The organism is Enterocloster lavalensis (assembly GCF_046603895.1).
Classification (GTDB): domain Bacteria; phylum Bacillota; class Clostridia; order Lachnospirales; family Lachnospiraceae; genus Enterocloster; species Enterocloster lavalensis.
Genome location: NZ_CP176637.1, coordinates 3,670,724 through 3,694,404, shown reverse-complemented (window position 1 = coordinate 3,694,404; position 23,681 = coordinate 3,670,724). Strand labels below are relative to the sequence as shown.

Annotated in this window: 17 protein-coding genes; 1 reads left to right on the top strand and 16 read right to left on the bottom strand. The window is 49.4% G+C overall.

Features of this window, described 5'->3' with window-relative positions; genetic code table 11:
• Nucleotides 1-114: 114 nt before the first annotated feature.
• Complete coding sequence (locus ACK2JC_RS16475) at nucleotides 115-1,116, bottom strand: aromatic acid exporter family protein (protein WP_320937176.1); 1,002 nt, start codon at nucleotides 1,114-1,116, stop codon at nucleotides 115-117.
• Between the two features lie 303 nt (nucleotides 1,117-1,419).
• Between ACK2JC_RS16475 and ACK2JC_RS16470 the strand changes: the two genes are divergently transcribed.
• Nucleotides 1,420-2,439: a choloylglycine hydrolase family protein gene (locus ACK2JC_RS16470; RefSeq protein WP_320937177.1), complete on the top strand. Its 1,020-nt coding sequence runs from the start codon at nucleotides 1,420-1,422 to the stop codon at nucleotides 2,437-2,439.
• A 122-nt stretch (nucleotides 2,440-2,561) separates the two neighbouring features.
• Here the strand turns inward: ACK2JC_RS16470 and ACK2JC_RS16465 are convergent, their stop codons facing one another.
• From ACK2JC_RS16465 to ACK2JC_RS16395, 15 genes are all read right to left on the bottom strand, one after another.
• A complete protein-coding gene (locus ACK2JC_RS16465) occupies nucleotides 2,562-5,240 on the bottom strand; it encodes a calcium-translocating P-type ATPase, PMCA-type (protein ID WP_368271037.1) in 2,679 nt (892 codons plus the stop codon).
• A gap of 267 nt (nucleotides 5,241-5,507) precedes the next feature.
• Nucleotides 5,508-7,253, bottom strand: coding sequence for a DEAD/DEAH box helicase (locus ACK2JC_RS16460; RefSeq protein WP_320937179.1), 1,746 nt, complete (start codon nucleotides 7,251-7,253; stop codon nucleotides 5,508-5,510).
• Between the two features lie 50 nt (nucleotides 7,254-7,303).
• Nucleotides 7,304-7,498, bottom strand: a complete 195-nt coding sequence (locus ACK2JC_RS16455; protein ID WP_320937180.1) for a YwbE family protein — start codon at nucleotides 7,496-7,498, stop codon at nucleotides 7,304-7,306.
• A 30-nt stretch (nucleotides 7,499-7,528) separates the two neighbouring features.
• Nucleotides 7,529-9,028: a methyltransferase domain-containing protein gene (locus ACK2JC_RS16450; protein WP_320937181.1), complete on the bottom strand. Its 1,500-nt coding sequence runs from the start codon at nucleotides 9,026-9,028 to the stop codon at nucleotides 7,529-7,531.
• A 159-nt stretch (nucleotides 9,029-9,187) separates the two neighbouring features.
• A complete protein-coding gene (locus tag ACK2JC_RS16445; protein WP_320937182.1) occupies nucleotides 9,188-9,586 on the bottom strand; it encodes an HIRAN domain-containing protein in 399 nt (132 codons plus the stop codon).
• A 4-nt stretch (nucleotides 9,587-9,590) separates the two neighbouring features.
• Nucleotides 9,591-10,313: a hypothetical protein gene (locus tag ACK2JC_RS16440; RefSeq protein WP_368271038.1), complete on the bottom strand. Its 723-nt coding sequence runs from the start codon at nucleotides 10,311-10,313 to the stop codon at nucleotides 9,591-9,593.
• 119 nt (nucleotides 10,314-10,432) lie between these two features.
• Nucleotides 10,433-11,011 carry a hypothetical protein gene (locus ACK2JC_RS16435; RefSeq protein ID WP_320937184.1) on the bottom strand — a complete coding sequence of 193 codons (579 nt, stop codon included), beginning with the start codon at nucleotides 11,009-11,011 and terminating at the stop codon, nucleotides 10,433-10,435.
• Between the two features lie 66 nt (nucleotides 11,012-11,077).
• Nucleotides 11,078-14,041 carry a TOTE conflict system archaeo-eukaryotic primase domain-containing protein gene (locus ACK2JC_RS16430; RefSeq protein WP_368271039.1) on the bottom strand — a complete coding sequence of 988 codons (2,964 nt, stop codon included), beginning with the start codon at nucleotides 14,039-14,041 and terminating at the stop codon, nucleotides 11,078-11,080.
• A 263-nt stretch (nucleotides 14,042-14,304) separates the two neighbouring features.
• On the bottom strand, nucleotides 14,305-15,390 hold the full coding sequence (locus tag ACK2JC_RS16425) for a HigA family addiction module antitoxin (protein WP_320937186.1): 1,086 nt from the start codon (nucleotides 15,388-15,390) through the stop codon (nucleotides 14,305-14,307).
• The gene (locus tag ACK2JC_RS16420) at nucleotides 15,353-15,676 is read right to left on the bottom strand and encodes a type II toxin-antitoxin system RelE/ParE family toxin (RefSeq protein WP_320937187.1); all 324 of its coding nucleotides are present in this window, start codon (nucleotides 15,674-15,676) and stop codon (nucleotides 15,353-15,355) included. The genes ACK2JC_RS16425 and ACK2JC_RS16420 overlap by 38 nt, the downstream gene beginning before the upstream one ends.
• 720 nt (nucleotides 15,677-16,396) lie before the next feature.
• A complete protein-coding gene (locus tag ACK2JC_RS16415; RefSeq protein ID WP_320937188.1) occupies nucleotides 16,397-16,531 on the bottom strand; it encodes a hypothetical protein in 135 nt (44 codons plus the stop codon).
• Between the two features lie 339 nt (nucleotides 16,532-16,870).
• Nucleotides 16,871-17,257, bottom strand: coding sequence for a (deoxy)nucleoside triphosphate pyrophosphohydrolase (locus ACK2JC_RS16410; protein WP_320937189.1), 387 nt, complete (start codon nucleotides 17,255-17,257; stop codon nucleotides 16,871-16,873).
• 16 nt (nucleotides 17,258-17,273) lie between these two features.
• Nucleotides 17,274-18,125, bottom strand: coding sequence for an HNH endonuclease (locus tag ACK2JC_RS16405; protein WP_320937190.1), 852 nt, complete (start codon nucleotides 18,123-18,125; stop codon nucleotides 17,274-17,276).
• Between the two features lie 34 nt (nucleotides 18,126-18,159).
• Nucleotides 18,160-19,575, bottom strand: coding sequence for a DUF2399 domain-containing protein (locus ACK2JC_RS16400; RefSeq protein ID WP_320937191.1), 1,416 nt, complete (start codon nucleotides 19,573-19,575; stop codon nucleotides 18,160-18,162).
• Nucleotides 19,576-19,583: 8 nt separating this feature from the next.
• Nucleotides 19,584-23,681, bottom strand: coding sequence for a TIGR02680 family protein (locus ACK2JC_RS16395; RefSeq protein WP_320937192.1), 4,098 nt, complete (start codon nucleotides 23,679-23,681; stop codon nucleotides 19,584-19,586).

The following is a 23,681-nucleotide window of genomic DNA, read 5'->3' as shown; positions in this document are numbered from 1 at the left end:
TTACATCCAAAAACCGGCGCATTTGCATCCTTCTGGGGCAAATGCGCTGTTTTTTATACTATGTCTGATACCACGCAAGTCCCAAAATCAGACCAACTTCCAATTATCTTGTCCTCACCCCACATCATTATTCCAAAATTCCCCAATCTCTTCCGCCGTCATTTCCGCCACAAATTCCCGTTTTATCAGCAAAAACTCTTCCAGCTCCAGCAGCACCTGGAACAGGATCGCCCTCGCCTCAAATTCCTCCCGGGTGGCCGGCAGAGCTTCCCGTTCCAGCTCTCCTTTCACCCCCGCCAGCTCTTCCAGCAGCCCCAGCACGTTATTATACTCGTGAAAGGAGCGGCTGACCGAGCGCATAAGCCCGGACAGCCACTTTGCCTGCCCCGGAAATGCCTCCCGCCTCCGCAGATGGTCCGAAATCCGGGCCAGCACCGCCAGCTGGGTTTTACGCAGCACCATATAGCGCAGATAATATTCCGTCTCGCTCAACAGGTTGTTCTCCATGTCCCGGTAGGCCGCGGCCTCGCCCTCATCCAGCATGTATCCCAGCTTGCCCACGCGTTCCGCAATTCCCTCCCCGCGGCTTTCCCCCTGAAGATATGCGGCCATTTCCAGCAAAAGCGCCCGGAACTGTTCCTCAATCCGATGCTGCTGATCCCGTATCCACTCCCGCTTTCCGGGAATATACAGATTCATACCCACACCCACTCCGGCTCCCACGGCCAGCAGGAGCGCCTCGTTGACGACCGTTTCCGGCGACACGGCCCCTTCCGTCAGGAAATGAGTCATCAACACCGTGCTCACCGACAGTCCTTCCTGGATTTGCAGCAGCGCGCACACCGGTGCGAAGAGCAGCAGAAACAATCCGATGACCAGAGGCGTGTAGCCCGCCAGCCCAAAGCAGACGGGGGCCAGCGCCAGGGCGATTCCAAACGCCCCCAGGCGTTTTGCCATGGCGCGGATGGTTTCCCGCTTGGTATCGTGGATGCTGAGCAGGGCGATCACCCCGGCCGAAGCGCCGTACCGCAGGCCCAGGCCCTCCGCGATTGTCATCGCCAGGAAGCAGCCCCCGGCAATTTTGACCATTTTGAGACGGTTGAAACGTACATTCATAAGAGCCGGTCCTTTCCAATTTCTGTTAACGCTTATTGTTTCCAGGTTTGAAGGGCGGGATACATGACTGCGGCGGGAGATGTGGGATATATGGGCGCGACGCGAGGGACAGGATAAATGATCGCGGCGGAAGGGGCAGGATAAATGGCAACGGCGCAAGGGACAGGATACATGGCCGCGGCGGGAGAAGTGGAAACCGGGTGCCGCAGGGTCACGGGGCATCCGGCTGCTTCCGCATGTTTCCTCCCAGCGCCTAATATACATATCTATATCAGATCGAATCCAAATGGAGGAACAAACAATATGTGCACTGCCATAACGCTGCAAAATACCCAGGGAGCCGCCTTCTTTGGCCGCACCATGGATTTCTCCTACCCCTTAGACCCGGAACTGTACGTTGTGCCCAAAGGATTTCAGTGGACTAACCTCCTTCGGACCCACCAAATCCGCAACCGTTACCGCTATATGGGCATCGGGCAGAATCTCTCCTCCGTGCTCTTTGCCGACGGCGTCAACGAAGCTGGATTCGCCGCGGCAGCCCTCTATTTTCCAGGGTACGCGGATTACGACTCCGACAAAACGGACGACAGCGCGGACACCCGGTTTCCCATCGCAGCCACCGAAATTACCGGGTTTCTCCTGGGGCTCTGCGCCTCCCTGGACCAGGCCGCCGCCTTGCTGCGCACGGTCCGGATCACGGGCGTGGCCGACTCCATCACCGGGACGGTGGCGCCCCTGCACTGGATGATCGCGGACGCCAGCGGAAATTCCATGGTCATTGAAAAAACAGCCGATGGCCTTCATATCCTGGATAATCCCATTGGCGTGCTGACCAACAGCCCGGACTTTCCGTGGCATTTGACCAACCTGCGGAGTTATCTGAACCTCTCCCCCACTCAGACAGGCAGTCAGGATTGGGGGCCGGTAAATCTGACTCCCTTTGGCCAGGGCGCAGGGGCCTGGGGGCTCCCCGGGGACTACACGCCTCCGTCCCGATTTGTGCGGACCGCGTTCCAGAAAACGCACGCCTCCCCCACAGACAAAACTCCGGAAACGGTCAACGCAGGATTCCATATTCTGGAAGGCGTCAGTATCCCCAAAGGCATAGTCCTGACCGAACGGGGCACCGTGGATTACACGCAGTATACCGCGTTTATGAACCTGTCCCAGCCGGAATATTATTTCAGAACCTACGATAACAGCCGGACCACAGCCGTCAAATTGCCGGATGAAAATGAACAGGACACCTCCATTTTCTCCCTCGGGAAACTGTCGTCCGCAGGCCGCGACAACGGCACATTGCACTCAAATGATCGCCCATAGTCTACGCCAGCGGCACATTGCACTCGTTAGAACGTGCGCCCGCCGGGCGCACTGAAAAGGCGAAGGCGGACCCACCTGTGTGTGATCCGTCTCCGCCAAACAATGCGGCAAATTACGTTCCGTCAGCAGACAGCCTCCGCGCCCTGGCTTTTCTGCGCCGCGGCGGCTCCCCGTTTCACCATCTTAACGCCCTCCGACAGCAGGACCACCGTGGACCCGGTAGCCAGTATCTTTCCCCACATGGCCGCCGACAGCGGCACCGTGTTAAAAAACATACCGCCAAACTGGGTGATCACAAACTGCAGCCCGAAGGTCGCCCCAAACACGCCCAACATCAGGCGGTTATTTGCGATGTTTTTGAAAATGCTCACGTCCGTCAGTTCCCTGCTGTTCAGCGCGTTAAACAGCTGGAACACCACAAACAGAGTGAACAGGACCGTGGGCAGCTCCGTTTCGCTGCCTCCAAGGAAATTCAGGCTGTGCTGCGCCATAAATACGATGGACATGTAAACGCCGTTGATCGCAATCCGGGAAAGCATGGATCCGGACACAATGCTGGCGTTCCTGGGCGTGGGCCTCTGATTCATCAGATCCCCGCGGATGGGTTCCAGCCCCAGCGTCAGGGCCGGCGGCCCGTCCATGATAATGTTAATCCACAGCAGCTGCAGCGCGGTAAAAGGCGCGGCAAACCCGGCCAGAATGGAGGCCAGAACCACGATCACCGAGGACAGGTTCACCGTGAGCTGGAACTGGATAAAGCGCTGGAAATTCTCGTAAATTCCCCGCCCCCACTGGATGGCCTTTACGATGGTGGAAAAACTGTCGTCCAGCAGCACAATATCGCTGGCCTCCTTGGATACCTCGGTGCCGGTGATGCCCATGGCGATGCCCACATCCGCGTGTTTGAGCGCCGGAGCATCGTTGATTCCGTCCCCGGTGACCGCCACCACATTTCCCAGCGATTTTAAGGCGTTCACCACCCGCATTTTCACCGACGGTGTGCTCCGGGCGATCACGCGGATGGACGGAATCCGTTTTTGAAGCTCCTCGTCCGACAGGCGCTCGATCTCCCGTGCTTCCACCGCGATGTGTTCCGCATCCAGGATTCCCAGCTCGTCTGCAATGGCCCGGGCGGTAATGAGGTTGTCCCCGGTCAGCATTTTCAGCTCAATTCCCGCGTGACGGCAGCGTTCCACCGCCTGGTACACGTCCGTCCGGATCGGGTCCGTGATGGCCGTGAAGCCGTCGAACACCATGTCCGTTTCCAGCGCAGCACGGCTGCCCTCGTAATCCGCGGCATGTTCCGTCCTTCTGTGGGCAAATCCGATCACGCGGCAGGCCTTTTCCTGAAATTTCACGATCTGCCGCCTGGCTTCCTCCCGCTTCTGTGCGGTCAGGCTGCACAGCTCCATGATCCGTTCCGGGCTTCCTTTTGCCAGAACCTCAATTTCCCCCTCCCGCTTCACCACGGTGGTCATGTACTTGGTCTCCGAGCTGAACGGGTAGACGTGAAGAATTTCCGCCTGGCGGCGCGCCGCCTCATAATCCCGGCCCGCCTCACGGGCGGCAAAGAGCAGCGCGCACTCGGTGGGGTTGCCGATAAACTTCACCTGACCGTCCGCAAACGTCACATCCGCAGTGCTGTTCAGGCAAAAATTGTCCAGCAGATGGTGGTTCTTCAGGCGGTCCGGCTTCAGCAGCCGCATGTGGCTGAAAATATCCGTAACCGTCATGCGGTTCTGTGTCAGCGTTCCCGTCTTGTCCGAACAGACCACGTTGATACAGCCCACCGTCTCGCAGGCGATCATCTTGCGCACCAGTGCATTTTGCTTTGACATCTTAATAATATTGATGGCCAGGGACACCGCCACGATGGTGGGCAGCCCCTCCGGCACCGCCGCCACGATCAGCACGATGCTGGTGATAAACGCCTCGGACACCGTGTCCAGGGAAGCCGTGCCGTTCGACAGGAAAATGATCAGCTGGATCAGAAATACCACCGCCGCCGCTGCGGAGCCGAGAACCGTGATCCGTTTCCCCAGCGCCGCCATTTTCTCCTGGAGCGGCGTGCTGCTGCTGTCCGCGGAGGCCAGCTCCCTGGCAATCTTTCCGAACTCCGTGTGGTCTCCCACGCCGGTCACCGCGATTTTCCCGTTTCCCCCGGTAATAAAGCAGCCCGAGTAGAGCAGGTTCCTGCGCTCCCCCACTGGCGTTTCCGGGTTGTCAAACACAATTCCCGCCTCCTTGTGGACCGGCATGCTCTCGCCGGTCAGAGCCGACTCGTCCGCCATGAGCTCGTGGCTCTCCAGGAGACGTCCGTCCGCGGGAAGCTTATCCCCCGTCTCAACACAGAGAATATCGCCAAGCACTACATCCCTCCTTGGGATCAGACAGACCCTGCCGTCCCGGATCACCTTGACCGGAATATCCTCGCCGATCCGGCTCAGGGTCTCAAAAGCCTTCGCGCTCCTCCCCTCCATCACCACCGTGATCACAACGGACAGGGAAATCGCCACAAAGATTCCGATGCATTCCAGGAAATCCGCCTCCCCGCCGGTCACATACCGCGCCACGTTGACTCCCAGTGTGATCACCGCGGCGACCACCAGCATGATCAGCATGGGCTCGGTGGCCGCCTCCCAGATGCGGCGAAACAGCGACTTCTGCTCGCTTTTTGAGAAAGAATTCTCACCGTTTGCCTTCCGGCTCTCCTCAACCTGCCGGGCCGTGAGCCCGTTGTCCCGGTCCGTGTTCAGGCGGGCCAGCGTTTCCTCAGGACATTCCATAAATGCGTTTGCCATGTTTCTCTCCTCCTACCGTTTTCTGCAATCAAAAAGACCCAGGTACAGCCGGTAACTGCTACACTGGGTCTAAAAAAGAGACCATGTATAGCCGGAATCAGCTATACATGAGTCTCGTTATTTAAGACAAGCCAGACCGCTCATCGGTCAGTATGTTGACTTGCCACATATTTGAATGCTAACTACTCCCTCATGACGGGTTGTTGTTTGATTGTTGGTATAGTTTAGCACGAGGGATGAGGGTTGTCAATGGAGACGGCGTAATTTTTACCGGAAACCGCCGCCGGGTTTCCGCAGCAGGCCGCTGAATGGGTTTCTCCGGCGTTTCTGTGGTGATGGGGTGGGCTGGGGCGTCGGAGCTGGCTTCGACGTTGGGGCTGCCTGAGGCCGGGGCCGGTCTGATGAGGGGGCTGGTCTCGTCGTTGGGGCTGCCTGGGCCGCGGGCCGGTTTGATGTGGTGGCCGGCTTCGGCATTTGAGCTCCCTGGGCCGAAGGCCGGTCCGATGAGGGGCCTCCCTGGGCCGGCCGCTTCGCTTGTGAACGTGCTGCCGGAGCCGGCGTTTTATGGGGCGACGGCACTGACGATATCGAAGTTTCCGTTCGACGGCGGGACCCCTGGGATGAGGTTTTCTTCGATAACGGCGCTTCGGACGACTGTGGTCTCTTCGACGTCCGCGCTCCGGTTGATTGTGATTTCTTCGACAAATATTCCTCAGGCGAGATTTTCCCGGATGGCCTCGCTTCGGACGCCACCGTTCCCTGCGCCGCCTTTTTCTCTTTCTTTTTTGCCGCTATTCCCTGCGCTGCGCCTGCCTGATCCGCATTCTTTCCACCGCCCCGTTTCGGCTGCGTCGCCTTGACAGATGGAAAATTATTCTGCAGTGGGTACGGGTGGTCCGTCACCTCGATCAACTTCTTGCCGATCAGCTTTTCAATGTCCGCGAGCTGTGCTTTTTCGTCGAAATCGCAGAAGGAGATGGCGATTCCCTCCAGCCCGGCCCGGCCTGTGCGCCCAATGCGGTGCACATAGGTCTCCGGCACATCCGGCAGATCATAGTTGACCACGCAGGCCAGCTCGTCGATATCGATGCCTCTGGCCGCTATATCCGTCGCGACCAATACCCGCAGCTTTTTATCCTTAAAATCGTTCAGCGCCCTCTGCCTGGCGCCCTGGGATTTGTCTCCGTGGATCGCCTGGGCGACCACATTGCTCTTCGACAGCTGCCGGACCACCCGGTCTGCCCCGTGCTTCGTGCGCGTAAATACCAGCGTCGAGTCGGGATTTTTTGTCTTCAAAATATGAAGCAGCAGATCCTTTTTATTCCCCTTGTCCACAAAATACAGATACTGCTCGATGGCCTCCACCGTGGTGGCCGCCGGGGTGATCTCGATTTTCTCCGGGTTTTTCAGGATTTTCGCCGCCAGCTTGGCGATGTCCGGGGGCATCGTGGCCGAGAAAAACAGCGTCTGCTTCTTCTCCGGCGTCCGGGCGATAATTTTCTTGACGTCGTGGATAAATCCCATATCCAGCATGCGGTCCGCCTCGTCCAGCACCAGAATCCTGATCTTCTCGATATTCACAATCTTCTGGTCCATCAGATCCAAAAGCCTTCCCGGCGTCGCCACCAGGATATCCACGCCCCGCTTTAAATTCTCCTCCTGCGGTTTCTGGGAAACGCCCCCGTACACCACGCATGTTTTCAGGCTGGTGAACTGGCCGTAGGTATTAAAGCTGTCATAAATCTGAATGGCCAGCTCCCTGGTGGGCGTCACCACCAACGCCTTTATGGTCCGTTTTTCCCAGCGGGGCGTCTCCTCCCCGCTGAGCATTTGCAGCGTGGGAATCGCAAATGCAGCCGTCTTGCCCGTGCCCGTCTGGGCGCAGCCCAGCAGATCCCGTCCGCTGAGCACAACGGGAATCGCCTCCTCTTGAATGGGGGTGGGGATTTTATAGTTTTCATTTTTTAATGCCCTGAGAATTTCAGGCATAATATTTAAGTCTTTAAATTGCATTTAGTCTCCTGTGAGGTTTCATTTTATGCGGAAACCATTTCCCGCCATTTTTACCCGATAATCTCCTGAACGCGCCCGACAATTCCGCTCTCCAGCCTTACCTTGATGCCGCGCGGATGATTGGGAGAATTTGTCAACATTCGGGCCACCACGCCCTGCGTCAATTTCCCGGTTCCCTGGTCCTGCTTCTGGACAACATTTACCACTGCCCCGATTTTAATGTTGCTTCTGACTGTGTGATCCATAAACTTCCTTTCCCGCTTTAAAACCGGCAGTTATTTCTCCGCATAGCGGAGGATCATAACATGCGTCCCTTCTTTCTGCGACACTTCGTAATCCTTCAGAATACTGAAGCTTGTCCTAAACGTCAGCTTTGCCACATCCTCATGATTATGCGTATACAAAATCAACACAGCGCCGTCGTTCAGCAGCTCTGGGAGTTTCTGGAAAAACCGCTCATAAATGCCGCGGACATCGTCGTCCGTCAACCGCCCCATCTTAAAGGGCATGTCCGAAATCACTTCGTCGAACCGGTAGTCGTGGGTGAACTCAAAGAAATCCCGGTTCACAAAGTGAATCACCTGCTTTGCCGCCTCGGCATTTTCCCGCGCCTTCAGAACCGCCTCTTCCAGAATATCGATCCCATAGGAGGTATTCGCCCGGACCGCCTTGTGGCGCTCAATGAGCATGGTGCCCACTCCGCAAAACGGATCGAGAACCTGCGCGTCCTCTTTCATATATTCCCTGGCAAGCGCTGCGGTCAAAGCAGCGTTCACTGGCCGGATGCTGGTGGGAATCACGTCCCGCCGGTAGGTAAACCGCATGTCCTTCAGCGTAAACAGCTTGATCATGATATTGCATTTTCCAAGCTTATTCTCAATCAGCCGCAGCTCAAATTCATAATTTTCTGTTGTATTGACCAGTTTCCGGTCAGATAATGCCTCGATCCTGGCGGATACCTTCTTCAGGAAGACGCTCTTCTGGCCCAGATCCATTTTGCTCTTTAACTCCAGACGGAAATAGTAGGGTGCTTTGCCCTCGTGGCTTTTCGCCAGAAATGCCAGCAGCGGGGAATCCGCAATGGTCTTTGCGATCTGCTCCGGCTCCATTTCACTGCTTTCCATTCCACGGACCACAAAAAGCAGCTCCTGATAGGTGCGGATTTCCCGGATCCAGTTGAGATTCGCAACCCTCGCCATCACACCGGCCCCCAGCAGCTTCGTTTTAGCGCTTGGTTCCAGCGCCGTCAGCTCATCGCGGGTCAGCTCCCGGAAATTCCGGTTGGTGATCAAAAAGACATCGTACGCCTCGTTCCACCCGGTAAACCGATGAGCGGAGACCCCTTCTATATGAAGAATCAGGAAGGACAGCTTACGCAGCTCTTCCATCACATGTTTCTGATTTTCTTCCGTTACCGTTTCATCCTTCAGCTCAGCCAGACGCGCCTTCAGGGCATCCAGATATTCCCTGTAGTCAAAATTTTCCATTGCCGACAGGTAGGAGCTTTTGACAAACCGCTGATCCTCCTCCTGATAGGCCTTCCACAGCTGCGCCAAAAACGGCGGATTCCTCAAATCCCCCATGAGCAGCGCTGCATTTTTCCTGGTCTTTGCGTCCTCTGACTGCAACAGCCCGATCAGGACGTCCTCTTTTCCCTCCACCAGGGCCGAAAGCTTCCTCCGCTCTCCATTGTCCTTGATCACCTGTCTGATTTTACTGAGATTTTGTCTCTCTTCCTGTCCATTTTGGACCTGCTCCCATAATTCTTTTACCATAATCTCCATTCTGCGCGCCTTTAAACGCGGTGCAACTATTTTGTCTCGATGTTCACGCGCCACGCGGGCGCACTTATGGATTATATCACAGTTGAGGGGGAAGAGGTAGATTTTTTAGTGGGAACTTTGAAGTTTCCCGGAAACCGGCGCATTTCCCCGTCATTCATGCAGATATACCTTAATATCAAGTTTCAGCCAGCTGCCCCTCATCTCCTTCGCCGCAATCCTGCCAAAGAGCAGCTTTCCCGCGTCCATCAGGCTCGCAAATATGACATTGTCGGCCTTTGGCACGTAACCGATTTTAACGCCGTCCATATTTTTAATCATGATGGCCTGTTTATCATAAGGATTGTCGGGTTCCCTGAAAAAATCAAGCTTATCATCCACATTCAAATGCGGTTCCAGCTCCTCAATCCCCTCCACATGGCTGGTCCCTGCCACATGGGTGTCGAACAAAAATATTTCCCGCTCAAAGGGCCTGGGGACAGCCAGATTCCCGCCTTTGCCGTGCAAAAGGCCGATCAGACCGCCACCGCCCGCATTTATCAGCTCTCCCACTCAATCACCTCAGCATCTCTTTTATTTTTGCCTGATACATGGATATCATCGCCTGATACTCCCTGATCAGCTCATTCAGTTCCTCCCTGCGCGCCGCAATTTTCTCCGGGCTTTGAAGCAGCTCTTTGACCGTAAATGGAAACTGTGACTTGATCTGCGCAATCTCCTCCTGAAGCGCGTTCAGAAGCTTTCTCAAGCGCTCCTTTTCATGGGCCAGCCGGACCATGGTCGTCTCACTGCAATCCAGCTCCCCGGGGTCTGACAGCATCTCACTGATCACCTGCAGCGTCTGCAGGTCGCCGTTCTCATAAGCAGTGACCGCATGATAAAATAACTCCTTCTGGGCCTCCGTCAAATCCGGGTTTAAATCGGGATGAAGAATTTTTACGATCCTGCGGTACAATTTCTTCAATTCCCTGGTTTCTTCCTGGGATAAAACCGGCAGCCTGCTCCGCTCTATGGCAGCGTTCATCTCGTCAATTTTCGCATTTAACGCTTTCTGGTACTCGATGAACTCCTGATCCAGAATCCGGTCTATTTCCGGCAACACAATCTTTTCCTGCCGGTTCTTCCTGGCCTGTATCAGCTCGATCTTCCGCTTGAGGCGCAGTACCGTGCACTGGGCCTCATACGCCCTGTACTCGATCGCTCCAAGCTCCAGCATATACCGCATTTCGAGATTTTTGGCCTCCACATACACAAGGGAGTCCCGTTCCAGCATCAGCATGGAGAGTTCTGTCCGGAGCTTTTCGACCTCGTTTTTTAGCTGTTCAAAATCGGAAAATAGTATGAATGTTCCTTGGGATTGGGGTGTCAATTTTTGTGCTCCTTTTTATCAGAGGGGGATTATATGGGTTTCTGCGGGCATTGCAAAATTTCTATTCTCTGCATTTCCTTGATCATTTCATTCACCTGCCGGTAAATGTAGTTCCATCCCTGAATCGCCCCGCAGTGATCGCATAAGTTCATGGGATAGGATCTGCCCTGGGTCTTGCTGTATCTGGATTTGATTTTATCAGGAAATTTCTTCATCAGAATGTGATCCAGACGTTCGTCATCCCCTACCACCTTCAGGCCGTAATACTCAATACTGGAGTCCTGAAGATGGGCCTCTATGTCCTGATTTTCCAATAGCCGCTCTTTGTTCCACGGAAAAACAACGTCCTGGTCCGTGCCGTCGTTGAAGACAATGTATGTAAGGACAGAGGTGGGTTTCAAGCATTTATAGCATTGTTTGTATAATTTGTAGACGATGAACGGGGGATTGTTTTCTGCCGCGGCAGGTGGGGTCAGGATTTCGATATTGTCTTTGTTGTAAGCGTACTCTTTTCCATTTTCTGTAAACTTTACATACACCTTTTCCCCCCGGACTTCCAGGGAGTGGACGGTTTTGACTTCATTGGTGCGTTTATTTCGGAATTTCATTGGTTCCTACACCTCCATTGCGTCTCTTAGAAGCTGTTTCGGTTGATATCCAATGTGAGGGGCCTGCTATAGCTCATTGTCAACCGCATTTTCCAGCGCAATCTCCAAAAGCTCCGCAGCCACCTGCGCAGACTGGATCCTCATCAGATTATCCCATGCATCCACCTTCCCCAGAAGGTTCATACCGCCGTGCCAAACCAGTTCATCATCTATGACTGCAAAATGCTCTGTAACTTCATCTCTTACCACAACGTGAATGCCGTTCTGCTGCATTTCCAGCACCAGTCCCTGGCAGAACTCCGGGCTGCCATAGGAAATAGACTGCGGATTTACCGTTATGACCGTCACCTTACATCCCGCTTCCTGCCTTGCTTTCACAAGGCCGGTAAAGCGTTCCACCTTTTCCCAGGTCAATTCAGGACTTGAAACAATGATCCGCTTCTCCGCCTCTATGATATCACGTTCGAACACATCCATATAGCTCTCACTGTCATAAATCGCATTTACCGTCTGTTTGGATCCATTTCCATTGGCACTCAAATGAAATCCTGTGCGCTTATATGTTTTCAACCGTTTTCCATACATTCTGTCAAAGACTCTGATATGAGAATCAATATAGTCATAGACAATGACTTCTGTCTTTCCCTCATAATCCCGGTTCAATCTCCCGATATACTGCTCCAGCCTGCCCTCAAAAGAAACCGGCGCGGCAAGCATCAATGTATCCAGCCGCGGAAAATCAAAGCCTTCCCCTATCTTTTGGCCGGTTGCCACCAAAATAAGGCTCTGATCCCTCGGAACCGCCTTCAAGCGCTGCCTCACGGCAAAATTCTCCTTGTCGCTGTTGTCCCCATAGAGAATCAACACCTGGTCCGCGTCCATTTGCAAATGATCATACAGATATTTTGCCTGCTCTTTGAACCTTGTCAGAATAACAGGCGTTCTTCCCTCTTTTACGCAGGCTCTGGTATCTTCCAGGATCATATCATTTCTGACAGAACTGCTGCTGATCAATGAATAGGCCCCATTAATATCATTCTTACTTTCGCGGGTATCGATCACTCTTGTATATCTGGGGTACACATAATGACCGATTCCCTGCTCTATGGCGCGCTCCTTCGCCGTAAAGCTGTGCCGAATAGGGCCTATCAGCATATAAATGATTTTTTCCAGATTATCGCCCCGTTTCGGTGTGGCCGAGACCCCGTAAACATACCTGGCATTGATTTTTTGCATCACTTCCACAGAGGTGCTTGAACCGCAATGATGGCACTCGTCCATCAAAACCATGCCGTAAGAATTAATCAACTCGTTAAAATTGCCCTTGCCGTACATGGACCCAACCATCGCCACATCTATGATTTCGGTCAACGTGTTTTTGTTTCCATGTAAAATTCCGATTGCGCTGTCTCTGCGTTTTTCTCTCCCGCTTTTTGTTTTATAAACCGGAGGGTCCTCGTCTATTTTCAAAAAATGGTTCAGTTCTTCCACCCACTGTTCCAGCAAATCCTTGCTCTGCAGCAATATAAGCGTGTTGACCTTACGCTCCGAAATCAGATAACTGCACACAACGGTTTTGCCAAACGCAGTTGCCGCGCTGAGCACACCATGATCGTGAGCAAGCAGTCTTTGCGCTGCCAAATCCTGCTGTATCCTGAGGTCTCCGAGAAATGAAACTCTTATGGGCCGTCCTTTTTCTCTGTGATCCTCAATCTCATAATCAATTCCCGCCTCCCTGCAGGCTGTAATCAGATTATCATAAAGTCCTCTCGGAATACGGATATATCCATCCACATCCTTCCCCATATAGACGGAGCTGAAATGATAGTAATTGGAATATCCAAGCCTTTTATTTTTATAAAATACAGGGTTGTCGAACGCAGCCATGCTTCTGATCTGATTTTGCAGACGTGGCATCAGATTAAGTGCGTCGATATATATACCATCTCCCAGTACAATGTGCATTTTTCCCACGACATCGGATTTTGTAAAACCCGCTTTTTTCTTCCAGGGCTTGGGCCTATCCTGTGGCGCAGCCGCCGCTGCCATATCTCCGGGTTCAGCAAGCTCACGCTGCCATTTTCCTATAAGATTTTCGATCTCTTCGATTGAAAGCTTTTTCGTATGGTTCAAAAGAATATCCCATTGATCAGGATATGCATTCCAATTTTTATCTACAAATGCACTGTTGCCGCATTTTAATGCCCTTCCCTGCAGCGGCAGCGCGATCAAATTGCCAATACTGCTCGCCACATCCTGAGATGGGTACATGCGGTCATAATAATGAAATGATTTCAGATTAATAGAATGCGACCCCTTATCCAACAACAGAAATCCAAAATTTCTTGCCATTGCAGCAGACAAGGGCTTCTTAAAAAATATCCAGACATGGGCGCCTCTGCCTGACCGCGACCGCTCTACCAGAGGCGTGATACCGTTGCTCTCGCAGATTAGTCTCAGCGCATCCACCTCGTCATGCCAGTCCTCCGTAATGTTGGCAAAATCAGTCTGTTCCGCGCCTTTTTCATGATAGTCGAAATCAAACACAATCAATCTGCAGGTCCCATCCGGAAATAATGGATATACCCCCAGTACGTCAGAGCCGTCCTCTTTGTAGCCGACCAGGTGGCTTATGATCTTTTCCGGCGTCAGTTTGGTCCACTCCGTATGATCACACGCCTCGCAATTCAGCCTCTCCCCCCGCTGATTCGGACAGATCCGGTCATTCCACCGGTTGTTGCACTGAGGGAAATATCCACCCTTTGCGCCTCTTTTGGCATACACATCCGTTCTGCCCCAGAACATGGAAAAAAATTGATTTGCCAGATCTCTCGTGATATATTTGTCTAAAATACGGCCGCCTTGGTCGGGGTCATACTCCTGTATGTTTTCAATTTTGGTATCGAAAATATTGGATGGTTCGTAGGGGATGTTGGACTGTTCCAGCAATTCTTTTAAACGTTTATTCTCAGTTTGGAGGGTTCTTACCAGGTTACGGAGGGAGTCCAGGTTGTGTGCTTTAATATTCATCTGATATGCTCCATATACAATCCATCACTCGGTTAATATATATGCTGCTTATTAACTCCTCTATTTTCATTTCAAATCGCAATTCTGCATCATTATTACTGACTCGACATGTGTTGAAATAATACCATGAATGTCAATGGTATAACCGAAAATATCATAAAATTCCACCGTATGAGGGAAAGTATCTACAAATCTTCATTATCTAAATAATAGTCATAAAGGCACCCGCCATTTTGGCCGATGCCTTTCGATATATAGCTTTCTTATGCCCACTCGTATCTAGGTCTGGCACTCCAAGGGATAATCTGTTCCTTCATGAGTCGGCCTTGAACAATATAATCTTTGACATTCTGTGAAGCCGCAAAGTTCTCTAATTCGCTCGTCTTTTTATAACCTTTAGCATTCACAAATGCCTTATACTCCTCTGAGTTAATCAGGAACTCTCCGGCCATGCTGTCAGCTTTTGCCTCCATATCTCCAGATACTGAATCAAAATCAATAAACTCATGTTTTGTATCCCCATTAAGAATATGTGCTATTTCGTGAAACAGAGTAAACCAGAAAATGTCGGCAAATTTCTGTCGTAACGTCATACAAAGAATCAATGCGCCTTCTTCAGTTCTCTTAATAAAACCTTGTACAGGGGCACCTGTAAAATTGGGGACGATTCTGAACGCAATACCACAATCAGAAAATATTTCTGATAATCTTTTTTGAATCTGATTCGCTCGCATAAACATTACCTTTTTAATTTCCGGGATACTTAATCGAAGCTTATCAATATCAACCTCATCTGCTATTTCTATTTTTTTTGTTAACAATTCGCACATTCTTTGCCAAGCAAAGAGAACATACGGATCAACGCTTGCATTTTTACTTTGAGCGCGATATGCCGCAGCATATGATATCTTTGGAATATCAAGCAAATTACTCATACCCAATATCATCCTATAATCGAGTATCATTGCCGCAGGATTTGCTCCTTCATCAAGCCAACCTAAGGAAGTCCACACTCCTGATACTTCCTTCAGGTTTTTGAGAACGTTTAGTTCTTCTTCTGTAATATTGTTTAATTCCTCAAACTCAAGAAGTTCGCGATCATAATTTGCCTGAAGATTCATCCAAAACGATGTTTCGATGCCCAAAGCATATTCTAGCTTCCTGGCAAATGCAGATGAAATATTTTTTTTGCCATGAATAACAGTGCTAATGTGTTTTTCAGTCATTCCTGTTCTGACAGCCAGCTCCCTCTGCGTCATATCCCTGTCTTCAATTACTTCCGCTAATGTCTCTCCCGGATGAATAATATAATCACGGGATAATCCAACTAAATTTTTTTCCTTTACCATGATAATCAATCACCCCTTCGATAATTAGTGTGTCACAACTTTTCAAACTTTCTGCGCGTAAATCCTCTGCCTTGGGTTTTACAATTAAACGGTAGTTTGCAGATACTCTTAATGAATATGAACCTTTACGATCACCTTCCAGGGATTCCATCTTTCCTATTCCAGATTGCTGAAGGGCTGAAAACGAAGAAAATGCCACGATTTGATTATATCGTTTTTTAACAGCTTTTGTTAATTCCGCACCAATCTCTTTCATCAAATTTTTAGAATTACGAACATCATTCAAATCGTCAAACAGCTCTTTGACTCCAGCATCTTCATATTCGATATACAGAACAGGATCACCTCCCTGTTTAAATCTTACCTTTTAGGTAAGTTTATTATAACATATTTGAGATGAATGTCAATGGTTTTTCAACCTTTGCTCAGGGTTGTTACATGAAGCCCAGTTATATATTTTTTAATTCAACCACAGCAGCCCTTTGTATTTTTTGCTCTTTTAAAAACTTTTCTGTGCAAAAAAGCGCAGAATTACCCCTTGAGATATTTACACTTTTTAAAAATTTTAATATGCATGGTCATCACAAAATCCATCCATTGCCTCCGGCATTATCTCCCCACAGTCTTCTGACAGCATGGCCAGCCTCAGGATATAGTAAGCAAACTTCCGGAACAGTGCGAGGCTTATCTCGGATATCTTTGCTGGTGACCTGTCTTCGCGTAATGTGTCAGCCAGCACATGGTACAGACTTTCAACCGCCCAGTGGCTTCTTTTGAGTTTCCCCACTTCATCGGCCGATAATTTCTGATATGATCCCCTTCACCTGTATGTCACTGCTTTCACTATCCCCTATTGTTGGGATTAGCTGCCTTCGTGAGCCCTCTTTCAGGAAAGTTTCCAAATCCGGGGGGATGTCCCTGCCTTTCGCATCTCTTTCTACCAGTATCCGGATCCGCTCCACCTGCCCGACCGTCTTTATAAAAGGCCATTCCTCCTGTGTCTTTGTCAGGAGGCTGGGGGTACTGCATACTTTGTACCAACGCCTTTCATAGCGATTCCTGTTTTTTTCACGCAGTACACCTCTTCATATCCTTCCATCATCTCCGGTTGCCTTGACTTAAAATCTTCGTTTTCCTTCATTTTTTTGTAATCCTCTGACATCTCCTCAAAATATTTTACAACTTCCCCATAGCTCTGGGGCTAGTTCCCCTTTATCTGTAGAAGGAAACTCCCTCCCTGTTTTCAAGGTTCATCACACCAAATGGTGAGGGAGGTTTGAGTAAATCACTTTAAGGTATACTAGAGAAGTTGGAGTTCGGTATGATTTTCATACCTTTGGTATGTACAAGCACATACACTCTGTCCTTTAGATGATCATGATCCCGTAATTATTCAATTTTATTCGAATCAGCAGTCTTGTATGGAAGAATACCACACTGCCATAAAACCATTCCATCTGGCTACCAATAATTTTCACGGCTACATCTCCCCCTCTATTTCCCCCAACACTTGCCAATCCGCCGGCAACCAAGACACGCTATAAAGTTCATCGCGCCCTAGCCACCTTGCCGCCTCATGTTCCAATAATTCAAGCTGCCCGCTAACAACACTGCACCAATAACAGCTCATTCTCAAATGAAATGTCGGATAGTCATACTCGATTGTACCAATCATATCGTGAACTTTTATCTCTGTATTTAATTCTTCCTGTATTTCACGTATCAACGCTGCCTCAGGTTCTTCCCCCGGCTCTACCTTACCGCCGGGGAATTCCCAACCACCTTTAAATTCCCCATATCCACGTTGTGTCGCAAAAATTTTATCCTTATGTTTGATTACCGCAGCCACTACATTTATTGTATTCATCGCGTCCCTTCCCTACTTAAGGTGTCTTTATTTCCCTTTCATATGCCAGCAAGCGCTTTAATCTCTTAACATTCTGCTTAGCCACCTCTTCAAGCGTAATTTTAGTGATATCGTCATCCAACACATGTGCTTTTGTGTGGCAATTCGGACAGACCACAACCACATTATCGATGGTGTCGCTTCCTCCCCGCGCAAGCCATGTGACATGATGCTCTTCCAAATATGGCTCCCCATTCTTGTCTATAAAAGGTGCTGTCTCACCACAATATTGGCATTTCCCTTCTGCAATCCGTTTTACCAGCTCCTTTAGGTATGGATTCCTGTCATACACCTTAGTCTCTACAGTCCTCGGTTTTCTACTTTCACATTTTACCGTCTTAACTCTTTTATATAATTCTGTGTTAGAAAGTGTTACCGCCTCTTTCTCCATAACCTCTATCGCCCATTCCTCTATATCCAAAACAGGCTTTACCGGGAATATCCATACACTTCTCATCTCCCCGTCAAACGTTTCTTGAGCCGCTTGATATGGTTGGGCTGCAAGCTTAACAATTCCTTTGTACGTATATACAGACTTTTCTAATACCTCAAATAAATGCACGTTTACACCATTTGTATCCGAATGATAAAGGGTTCCATTTTGATTCCCCTCTAAAACCTGATCTCCATTTTTTCCCATCCCTGTGTAATGCAAAATCCCATCTTTCCACTCATCGTGGTAAAAATTCTTCGTGTGATCAGAAATAATGACCAATGTACCTGTCTTTTTCGACCTCCGCATACCTCCCATGTTTCCACATTTAAAAAGTTGACATAACTCATTATTCGTTAGATGATCCCCTATATTGATCCCAGGATTAAAATCCATTTTACCTCCAAACTCGTTTTACTTTTAACGTGAACTATACCATTGTCTCCACACGCTGAATCTCCTTCAAAAGGACGTTCCACAGATCAGCAGTAATGCGCTCCTGATACACCTTTTTTCCATGTAAGGCCATTAATTTAGCTAACTCACTATTCTTTTGTGCCAAAATCTCCCGATCTTTTTCCGACATCTCCCGACATTTTCCATTCAGCCCGGAAAGATACGTTTTCGCATCCATTTTAAACGGATATACATATTGGGGAAAATATTCGTTTAACTTTTCCAGCATCTCAATCCCGGCGCGGTCAAAATCACCCGAAAAATAAACACGGCATTTTGGATTTCTCTCGATACACTTCCTTACATACTCCAACACTGCTGTTCGCAAACAACCCGACGTACAGATAATAGTCGGGAACTTATCTCTTATTAATTCTGTTGAAACCCCATGGCCACTCACATAATCCCTTAAACAGTCAGCCAAATATAGAAATACCGAAGGGTTTTCGATCAGAAACAGATCGGACTTGATTTCGATTTCGTCCATCGCCTCCACATTGCTCAGATTTACAGTCTCTTCTTTCATAAATTCATATAGATCCAGCGTAAACTTATGAAAAATCGAACTGATCGTATCGTCGCGAAAATCATACAAACGATAAATCATCCGTTTCCGCATAAAAGCCGGAACATGTTCCAAAGGGTCCGCCGCTCCAGTTACACGATATTTTTGTGTATAATTATCTTGCAGAGCTCGGAAAAATAGCCTGCCTGCCAATGCTTTTTTTTCATCTAATGCGTGATCACCATAAACGAAAGTCGCCAGCACAGCGAGAGAGATTTTATCCGATCTTTTTCCCTCTACCAATTCCAGTCTCTCCCGATCCATAAACAGGTACCAGAGCGCAGCCAAGCAAGTTTTAAGTGACGTCAACGCAGCGTCAAATTCTTTCATCCCCGCCTGCAAAATCCGATACCCTGAACCGGGTTCCTTTTTCCAGAGACGATATAGCCAATCATAAGTCAAATCACAGAACGCTTTGTCCACTATATTGATATTCTCTTCATCCTGAAGCTTCTCAACTACATTGGTAAACAGCGATTCCCACTCTGTATCCGCCTTCTCAATACATTCCTTTTTTGTCAGCAATGGTTCATGGTACAACAATTTATACAAGGATGGAACGGTCAGCATAAAACGTTTCCCCAGTTCCTCCTCTATTGCGCTCATTTCCATGGTCAGCTGATCGCCTTCCCCCAAAAGGCCTCTGACCCGCGGTCCAAAATATGCCTGCAACCGCTGGGCCTCGACCTGACTGGAGATCAGTAGTTTGATTTTTCCCCTACCGCTGCCGTAACTTCTGTACTTATTAAAGGCAGCGTTTAGCATACGCTTCAAACTTGGATCGCTGTAGTATTCCTCTGCCGTTATGTTCCTCTTATGCTCCATATCTGCTACTAATTCTCCACATATAATTTTTGCCTACCATTCCACCGATAGTGAAGTAGGGTTATGACATCAATATCTTTCGGCCGGTGGATTTCATAAATGGCCAGACTAGGAACCGTATCATAACATCCCCACAGAACCTGTGATGTCATAATGTAGTCAAAATCCATATCGGTCAAAAGTTCAAACATATCGCGCATATTAGAGTCATCCACTCCAGCAAATGCTTCATCCAGCGCCAGAATCTTGGGGGCATCGGCCTCAGCCTTACTGTACCGAGAATTTGCAGCCGCAAACAGTGGTATATACATCGCCATTGCCTTCTCCCCGCCACTCAGCACATTAAATCTGCTGTTGGTCAGTTCGCGGTAATTCGACTGGTCTCCCTTGCGAAAATCCAATCGGAACGTGAACCAGGTCCGGTAGTCCAGCATTTCATTGATATACTTACGCAGAGAGCCCCGGTCCTCTTTTGCCGACTCCTTTGCCAATAGAATCCGCTTTCTAAAATGTTCAATCATTCGGTTGATTTCGCTTTCATCCAGCCGTTCCGTATCGCTCAGGAGCAGCTTGACAAGGGTGTCCGTGTCCAATTCCGACTCGCTCTGCGGTGGCAGCGGAACCCATTTCAGGGACAATCTCAGGCCGCTGGAAGTGTTTCTCTGTTTCATCAGCCGATCCATCTTATCGATCCAATCAAACGCCTGATGTATTTTTAACTGAATCGACTTTCCTACGCTGCCGATAATAATCTCTGAATACAGTTTTTTGTCCTGCTCTGTTAGAAGAAGTCTTTGTTCCGCTTCCCTGTCCCGCAGTTCTTTTAACAACTCCCTGGGTGTCATGGGATTCATCCGATCCCGATTGGAACGGATTATGATTCGTCCAGTCTCCAGAGATTCCCGCTCCAATGCATACTCGCGCAGATTCACATTTACTTTGCTGAATTCTGCGACCAGGTCGCTTATCACGGTCTCCTTTATCAGGCTCCCACAGGCCTCTTTAAACGCCTTCACAAGCTGCTCTGCCAGACGCACAATATCCCGATGTTCCGTCAGATTATACGTATCTGCATGTTCAACAGACACCAAGCCCAGCTTCATCTCTGTCTGCCAATTTGAGGCAGAAACCTTCAGATTCTCAGATGCTTCCTCTAAGCGTTCTTGTTTTGTGTGCAACTGATCTTCCAGGTTGCCTTGCAATTTGTTATTCTGTTCCAATTCATCACGTTGTTTTGATACCTCATTGCTCAAATCCTTTTTCGTTTGCTTACACTGATCAATTTTATCGAAAATATCTCTGAGTCCTTTGGCCTCAATCAGCTCTTCAAGCTGGCTTATCTGGCTTTCCATCAACATTTGTGCTTTCAGGACTCCGCTCAGCTCGAATTGATCATCACTGATTTGTTCATTGGTCTCGTCGATGTACCCCTGATAGTTGTCACAATCATTTTGCAGGCTTCTGAAATGCACAAACTCTGTTTTCAGCTGTGACAGACTGGTCCTGTAATCACTGACACAATTCAGCGCCTCCCTGAGTACGCTCAGGGTTTTAAGCCTTGTCCAGGCAGAGGTTATTTCGGTCAGTTCAACTTTTCGTTCCTTCCAGACAGCCTCCTTCTTATGGAAAATGCGCTCCGCTTCTTTTTCCTGGTTAACCGCCGCCCGGAAAAGATGCGCCTTACTTGTCAGATCGTCCAGACATAATTGAATTTCCCTATCATCCGGGAAACACTCTTTCTCCGCTGTCAAAATAGCCTGCTTTTCGTGCTCCCGGCGTACGTCCTCCCGGATCATACTCTGTTGATTTTCCAACTCCAGCACCTGTTGCTCCAGCTGGTCAATCATTCGCCTCTTTGCTTTTTGACGGTTCTCAACACCAATATATTCCGCCTGCTCTTTCGCAGAATTCTGCCCCGCCAGAGCCCCCAGCCGGAATCCCGTTTTTCCAATGAGATTAAATGCCGCCAGCCTCATATCCCCCTGTGAGCAATCCGTTTCCCCACTCCAGATGAAGCTGGACAACACAAGCGCAATATCATCTTTTGTCAAACCACTCGCCTCAGAGGGGCACGGCTCCAACACGTCAAGTAAGGTATCCGCTCCAGGGTTTTCGCAGGGTTCAATCCAGATCTCCTCATCTTTTTCATGAGCAAAATAACCCATTCTTCCCCCCGGCAAAATCCAGGCATCTAATAACCCCGCCTGCTCCAGGGTAGTCTCGATCTGTGCCTTTTCCATTTCCGATAAATCGGCGGAAAAGTCACAAACTGTATAAAGAGGCGCGCCCATCCGCTCCGCTCTCTCCCCACGGCACTTAGTTCTCAGGGGTGAACGCACCGGCTCAGGTTCTTTATGGATTCTCCACGAATCCAACTCCGCCTGCAAAAGCTCTCGCTTTTCTTCAAATTCTCTGAATCGCTGTTCTAAAATAAGTACCTGGTTTGTCATCCGTTGATGTTGATCAAGAAACAGGTCGTTCACCGTAGATTTTACAGACTCATAATTGCGGTTATCCTGATTCAGTTCCGATAGCGCCGTTAAAATATGGCCCACCGCCTCATTACTCACTTCCAGTTGTGAAAGATCCTGACGCCAACTAATGATGCGCTCCTTCAACTGCGTTTTTCCGGCGCCAAATTTTTCCTCCGCAAGCAAATATTCTTCTTCCGCAAGGCTTCTCTTTCTATAGCACTCTCCCCACCGTTCCTTTTCCTTTGCCATATCCAAACTGGCTTCCCGTTCTCCTTCGGCAGCCTGGACTGCGGCCTTTAATTTTCCCTGATGTGCCAGCAAGTCTTGATTCCAATGGTCCGCACAGCGTACATAGTCATCTCCCCCCTGCTGCCATTGCCGGTGGTATATGTCGTGCTCATAAAACTCCATGATTCTCGCATAGCTTTCCAGCTCCTCCAATAAGCTATTCTGCTTGCAGAACAATTCGTCTCTCAGCGTTTTCTTTTCCGCTATTTCCTTTTGCCATGCCTGAACCCGTTTTTCATTGTCAGCCATCCGTTTGCTGACCGCCGCATACTGTTCCTTCAATTTCTTATAATCCGTATGTAAACGTTCCAGTTCCCTGGGCTTTTCCAATCCCTCACTTTGCAGGAGATAGTCTAATTCCGACTGTATTTTCTCGATTTCAAGTTCTGCCTTCGTGATTCGGGTCTTTAATGCGATACCACAATCAATCGCACTGTCCAAATTTCGCCTGCATTCGTCTAGCTCTTTCTTGCGGTCATTAAAAGTGCGATTCTGTACTTTCAGTTCCAGAGACGCTTGATACAGCAAAACCTTATTGTAGTGATTGTATTGCTTCTCCAGACCTTCAAGTTCCTGAATCTGAATCTGCAATTCCTCCAGCCGCTCGGAAATCTGATCCATATCCTCCAGAACATCCGACAGATCCCCCAATTCGTCGTCCGTAAGCGCTGGAAGCGAATTGGTCAGTATACTGTATATCGAGGATGGACGGAACTCTTTCGAAAGCTTTGGGCTCCTGATCTCCAAAAGAAGCTTCAGCAAATCTTTGTATGAATCATTATGATCCTTAAACCCAAATATACTTTTTTTCACGAGATCACGGTACGCCGCCTGCTCCTGAACCACAACTCCGCCGGCCCCTATGGCTTCCGTCAATGCCTTTCTGGTCAGCGGAACCTTTTTCTTCGTCTCCAGCCAATTCGGATAATCATACAAATAGAAATCCCGATTGATTCGTCTACCATCTTCCAACAGAAATCCCCAGAAAATCATCTGCGCTGCCCCTCTTCTGGCCCGTAGGGCAATTCCAATGGTTTTATAGCTCTGTTTTTCCTCATGATAAAACTCAATCCAGAGATAACCAGTTCGATCCATATGGCCGGTCTCATTATCGCCTAAAAGATAATATTCCATGCGGCGATCTCTGGACCCGAAGGAATCCAGGCGCTCCGGGCGCTTATCACCATCCAACACCAGCGGGATGAAGCTTTGCATCGTCACAGATTTCCCCGATCCGTTTGCCCCTCGAAACAGCAATCTCCCCTGTTCCAGTTCAAAAACCTCTTCGTCATAAAGCCAGAAATTCAGTATGCCCATGCGATTCATTCGCCATCGTTTCATCAT

Bases quoted from the DNA above. Each gene is read 5' to 3' on its own strand.
- ACK2JC_RS16460 (WP_320937179.1), bottom strand. From the start codon at position 7,253: ATGCAATTTAAAGACTTAAATATTATGCCTGAAATTCTCAGGGCATTA.
- ACK2JC_RS16455 (WP_320937180.1), bottom strand. From the start codon at position 7,498: ATGGATCACACAGTCAGAAGCAACATTAAAATCGGGGCAGTGGTAAAT.
- ACK2JC_RS16425 (WP_320937186.1), bottom strand. From the start codon at position 15,390: ATGGTAAAGGAAAAAAATTTAGTTGGATTATCCCGTGATTATATTATT.
- ACK2JC_RS16415 (WP_320937188.1), bottom strand. From the start codon at position 16,531: ATGAAGGAAAACGAAGATTTTAAGTCAAGGCAACCGGAGATGATGGAA.
- ACK2JC_RS16430 (WP_368271039.1), bottom strand. From the start codon at position 14,041: ATGAATATTAAAGCACACAACCTGGACTCCCTCCGTAACCTGGTAAGA.
- ACK2JC_RS16475 (WP_320937176.1), bottom strand. From the start codon at position 1,116: ATGAATGTACGTTTCAACCGTCTCAAAATGGTCAAAATTGCCGGGGGC.
- ACK2JC_RS16435 (WP_320937184.1), bottom strand. From the start codon at position 11,011: ATGAAATTCCGAAATAAACGCACCAATGAAGTCAAAACCGTCCACTCC.
- ACK2JC_RS16395 (WP_320937192.1), bottom strand. From the start codon at position 23,681: ATGATGAAACGATGGCGAATGAATCGCATGGGCATACTGAATTTCTGG.
- ACK2JC_RS16400 (WP_320937191.1), bottom strand. From the start codon at position 19,575: ATGGAGCATAAGAGGAACATAACGGCAGAGGAATACTACAGCGATCCA.
- ACK2JC_RS16470 (WP_320937177.1), top strand. From the start codon at position 1,420: ATGTGCACTGCCATAACGCTGCAAAATACCCAGGGAGCCGCCTTCTTT.
- ACK2JC_RS16450 (WP_320937181.1), bottom strand. From the start codon at position 9,028: ATGGTAAAAGAATTATGGGAGCAGGTCCAAAATGGACAGGAAGAGAGA.
- ACK2JC_RS16405 (WP_320937190.1), bottom strand. From the start codon at position 18,125: ATGGATTTTAATCCTGGGATCAATATAGGGGATCATCTAACGAATAAT.
- ACK2JC_RS16440 (WP_368271038.1), bottom strand. From the start codon at position 10,313: ATGCTGATGCTGGAACGGGACTCCCTTGTGTATGTGGAGGCCAAAAAT.
- ACK2JC_RS16410 (WP_320937189.1), bottom strand. From the start codon at position 17,257: ATGAATACAATAAATGTAGTGGCTGCGGTAATCAAACATAAGGATAAA.
- ACK2JC_RS16465 (WP_368271037.1), bottom strand. From the start codon at position 5,240: ATGGCAAACGCATTTATGGAATGTCCTGAGGAAACGCTGGCCCGCCTG.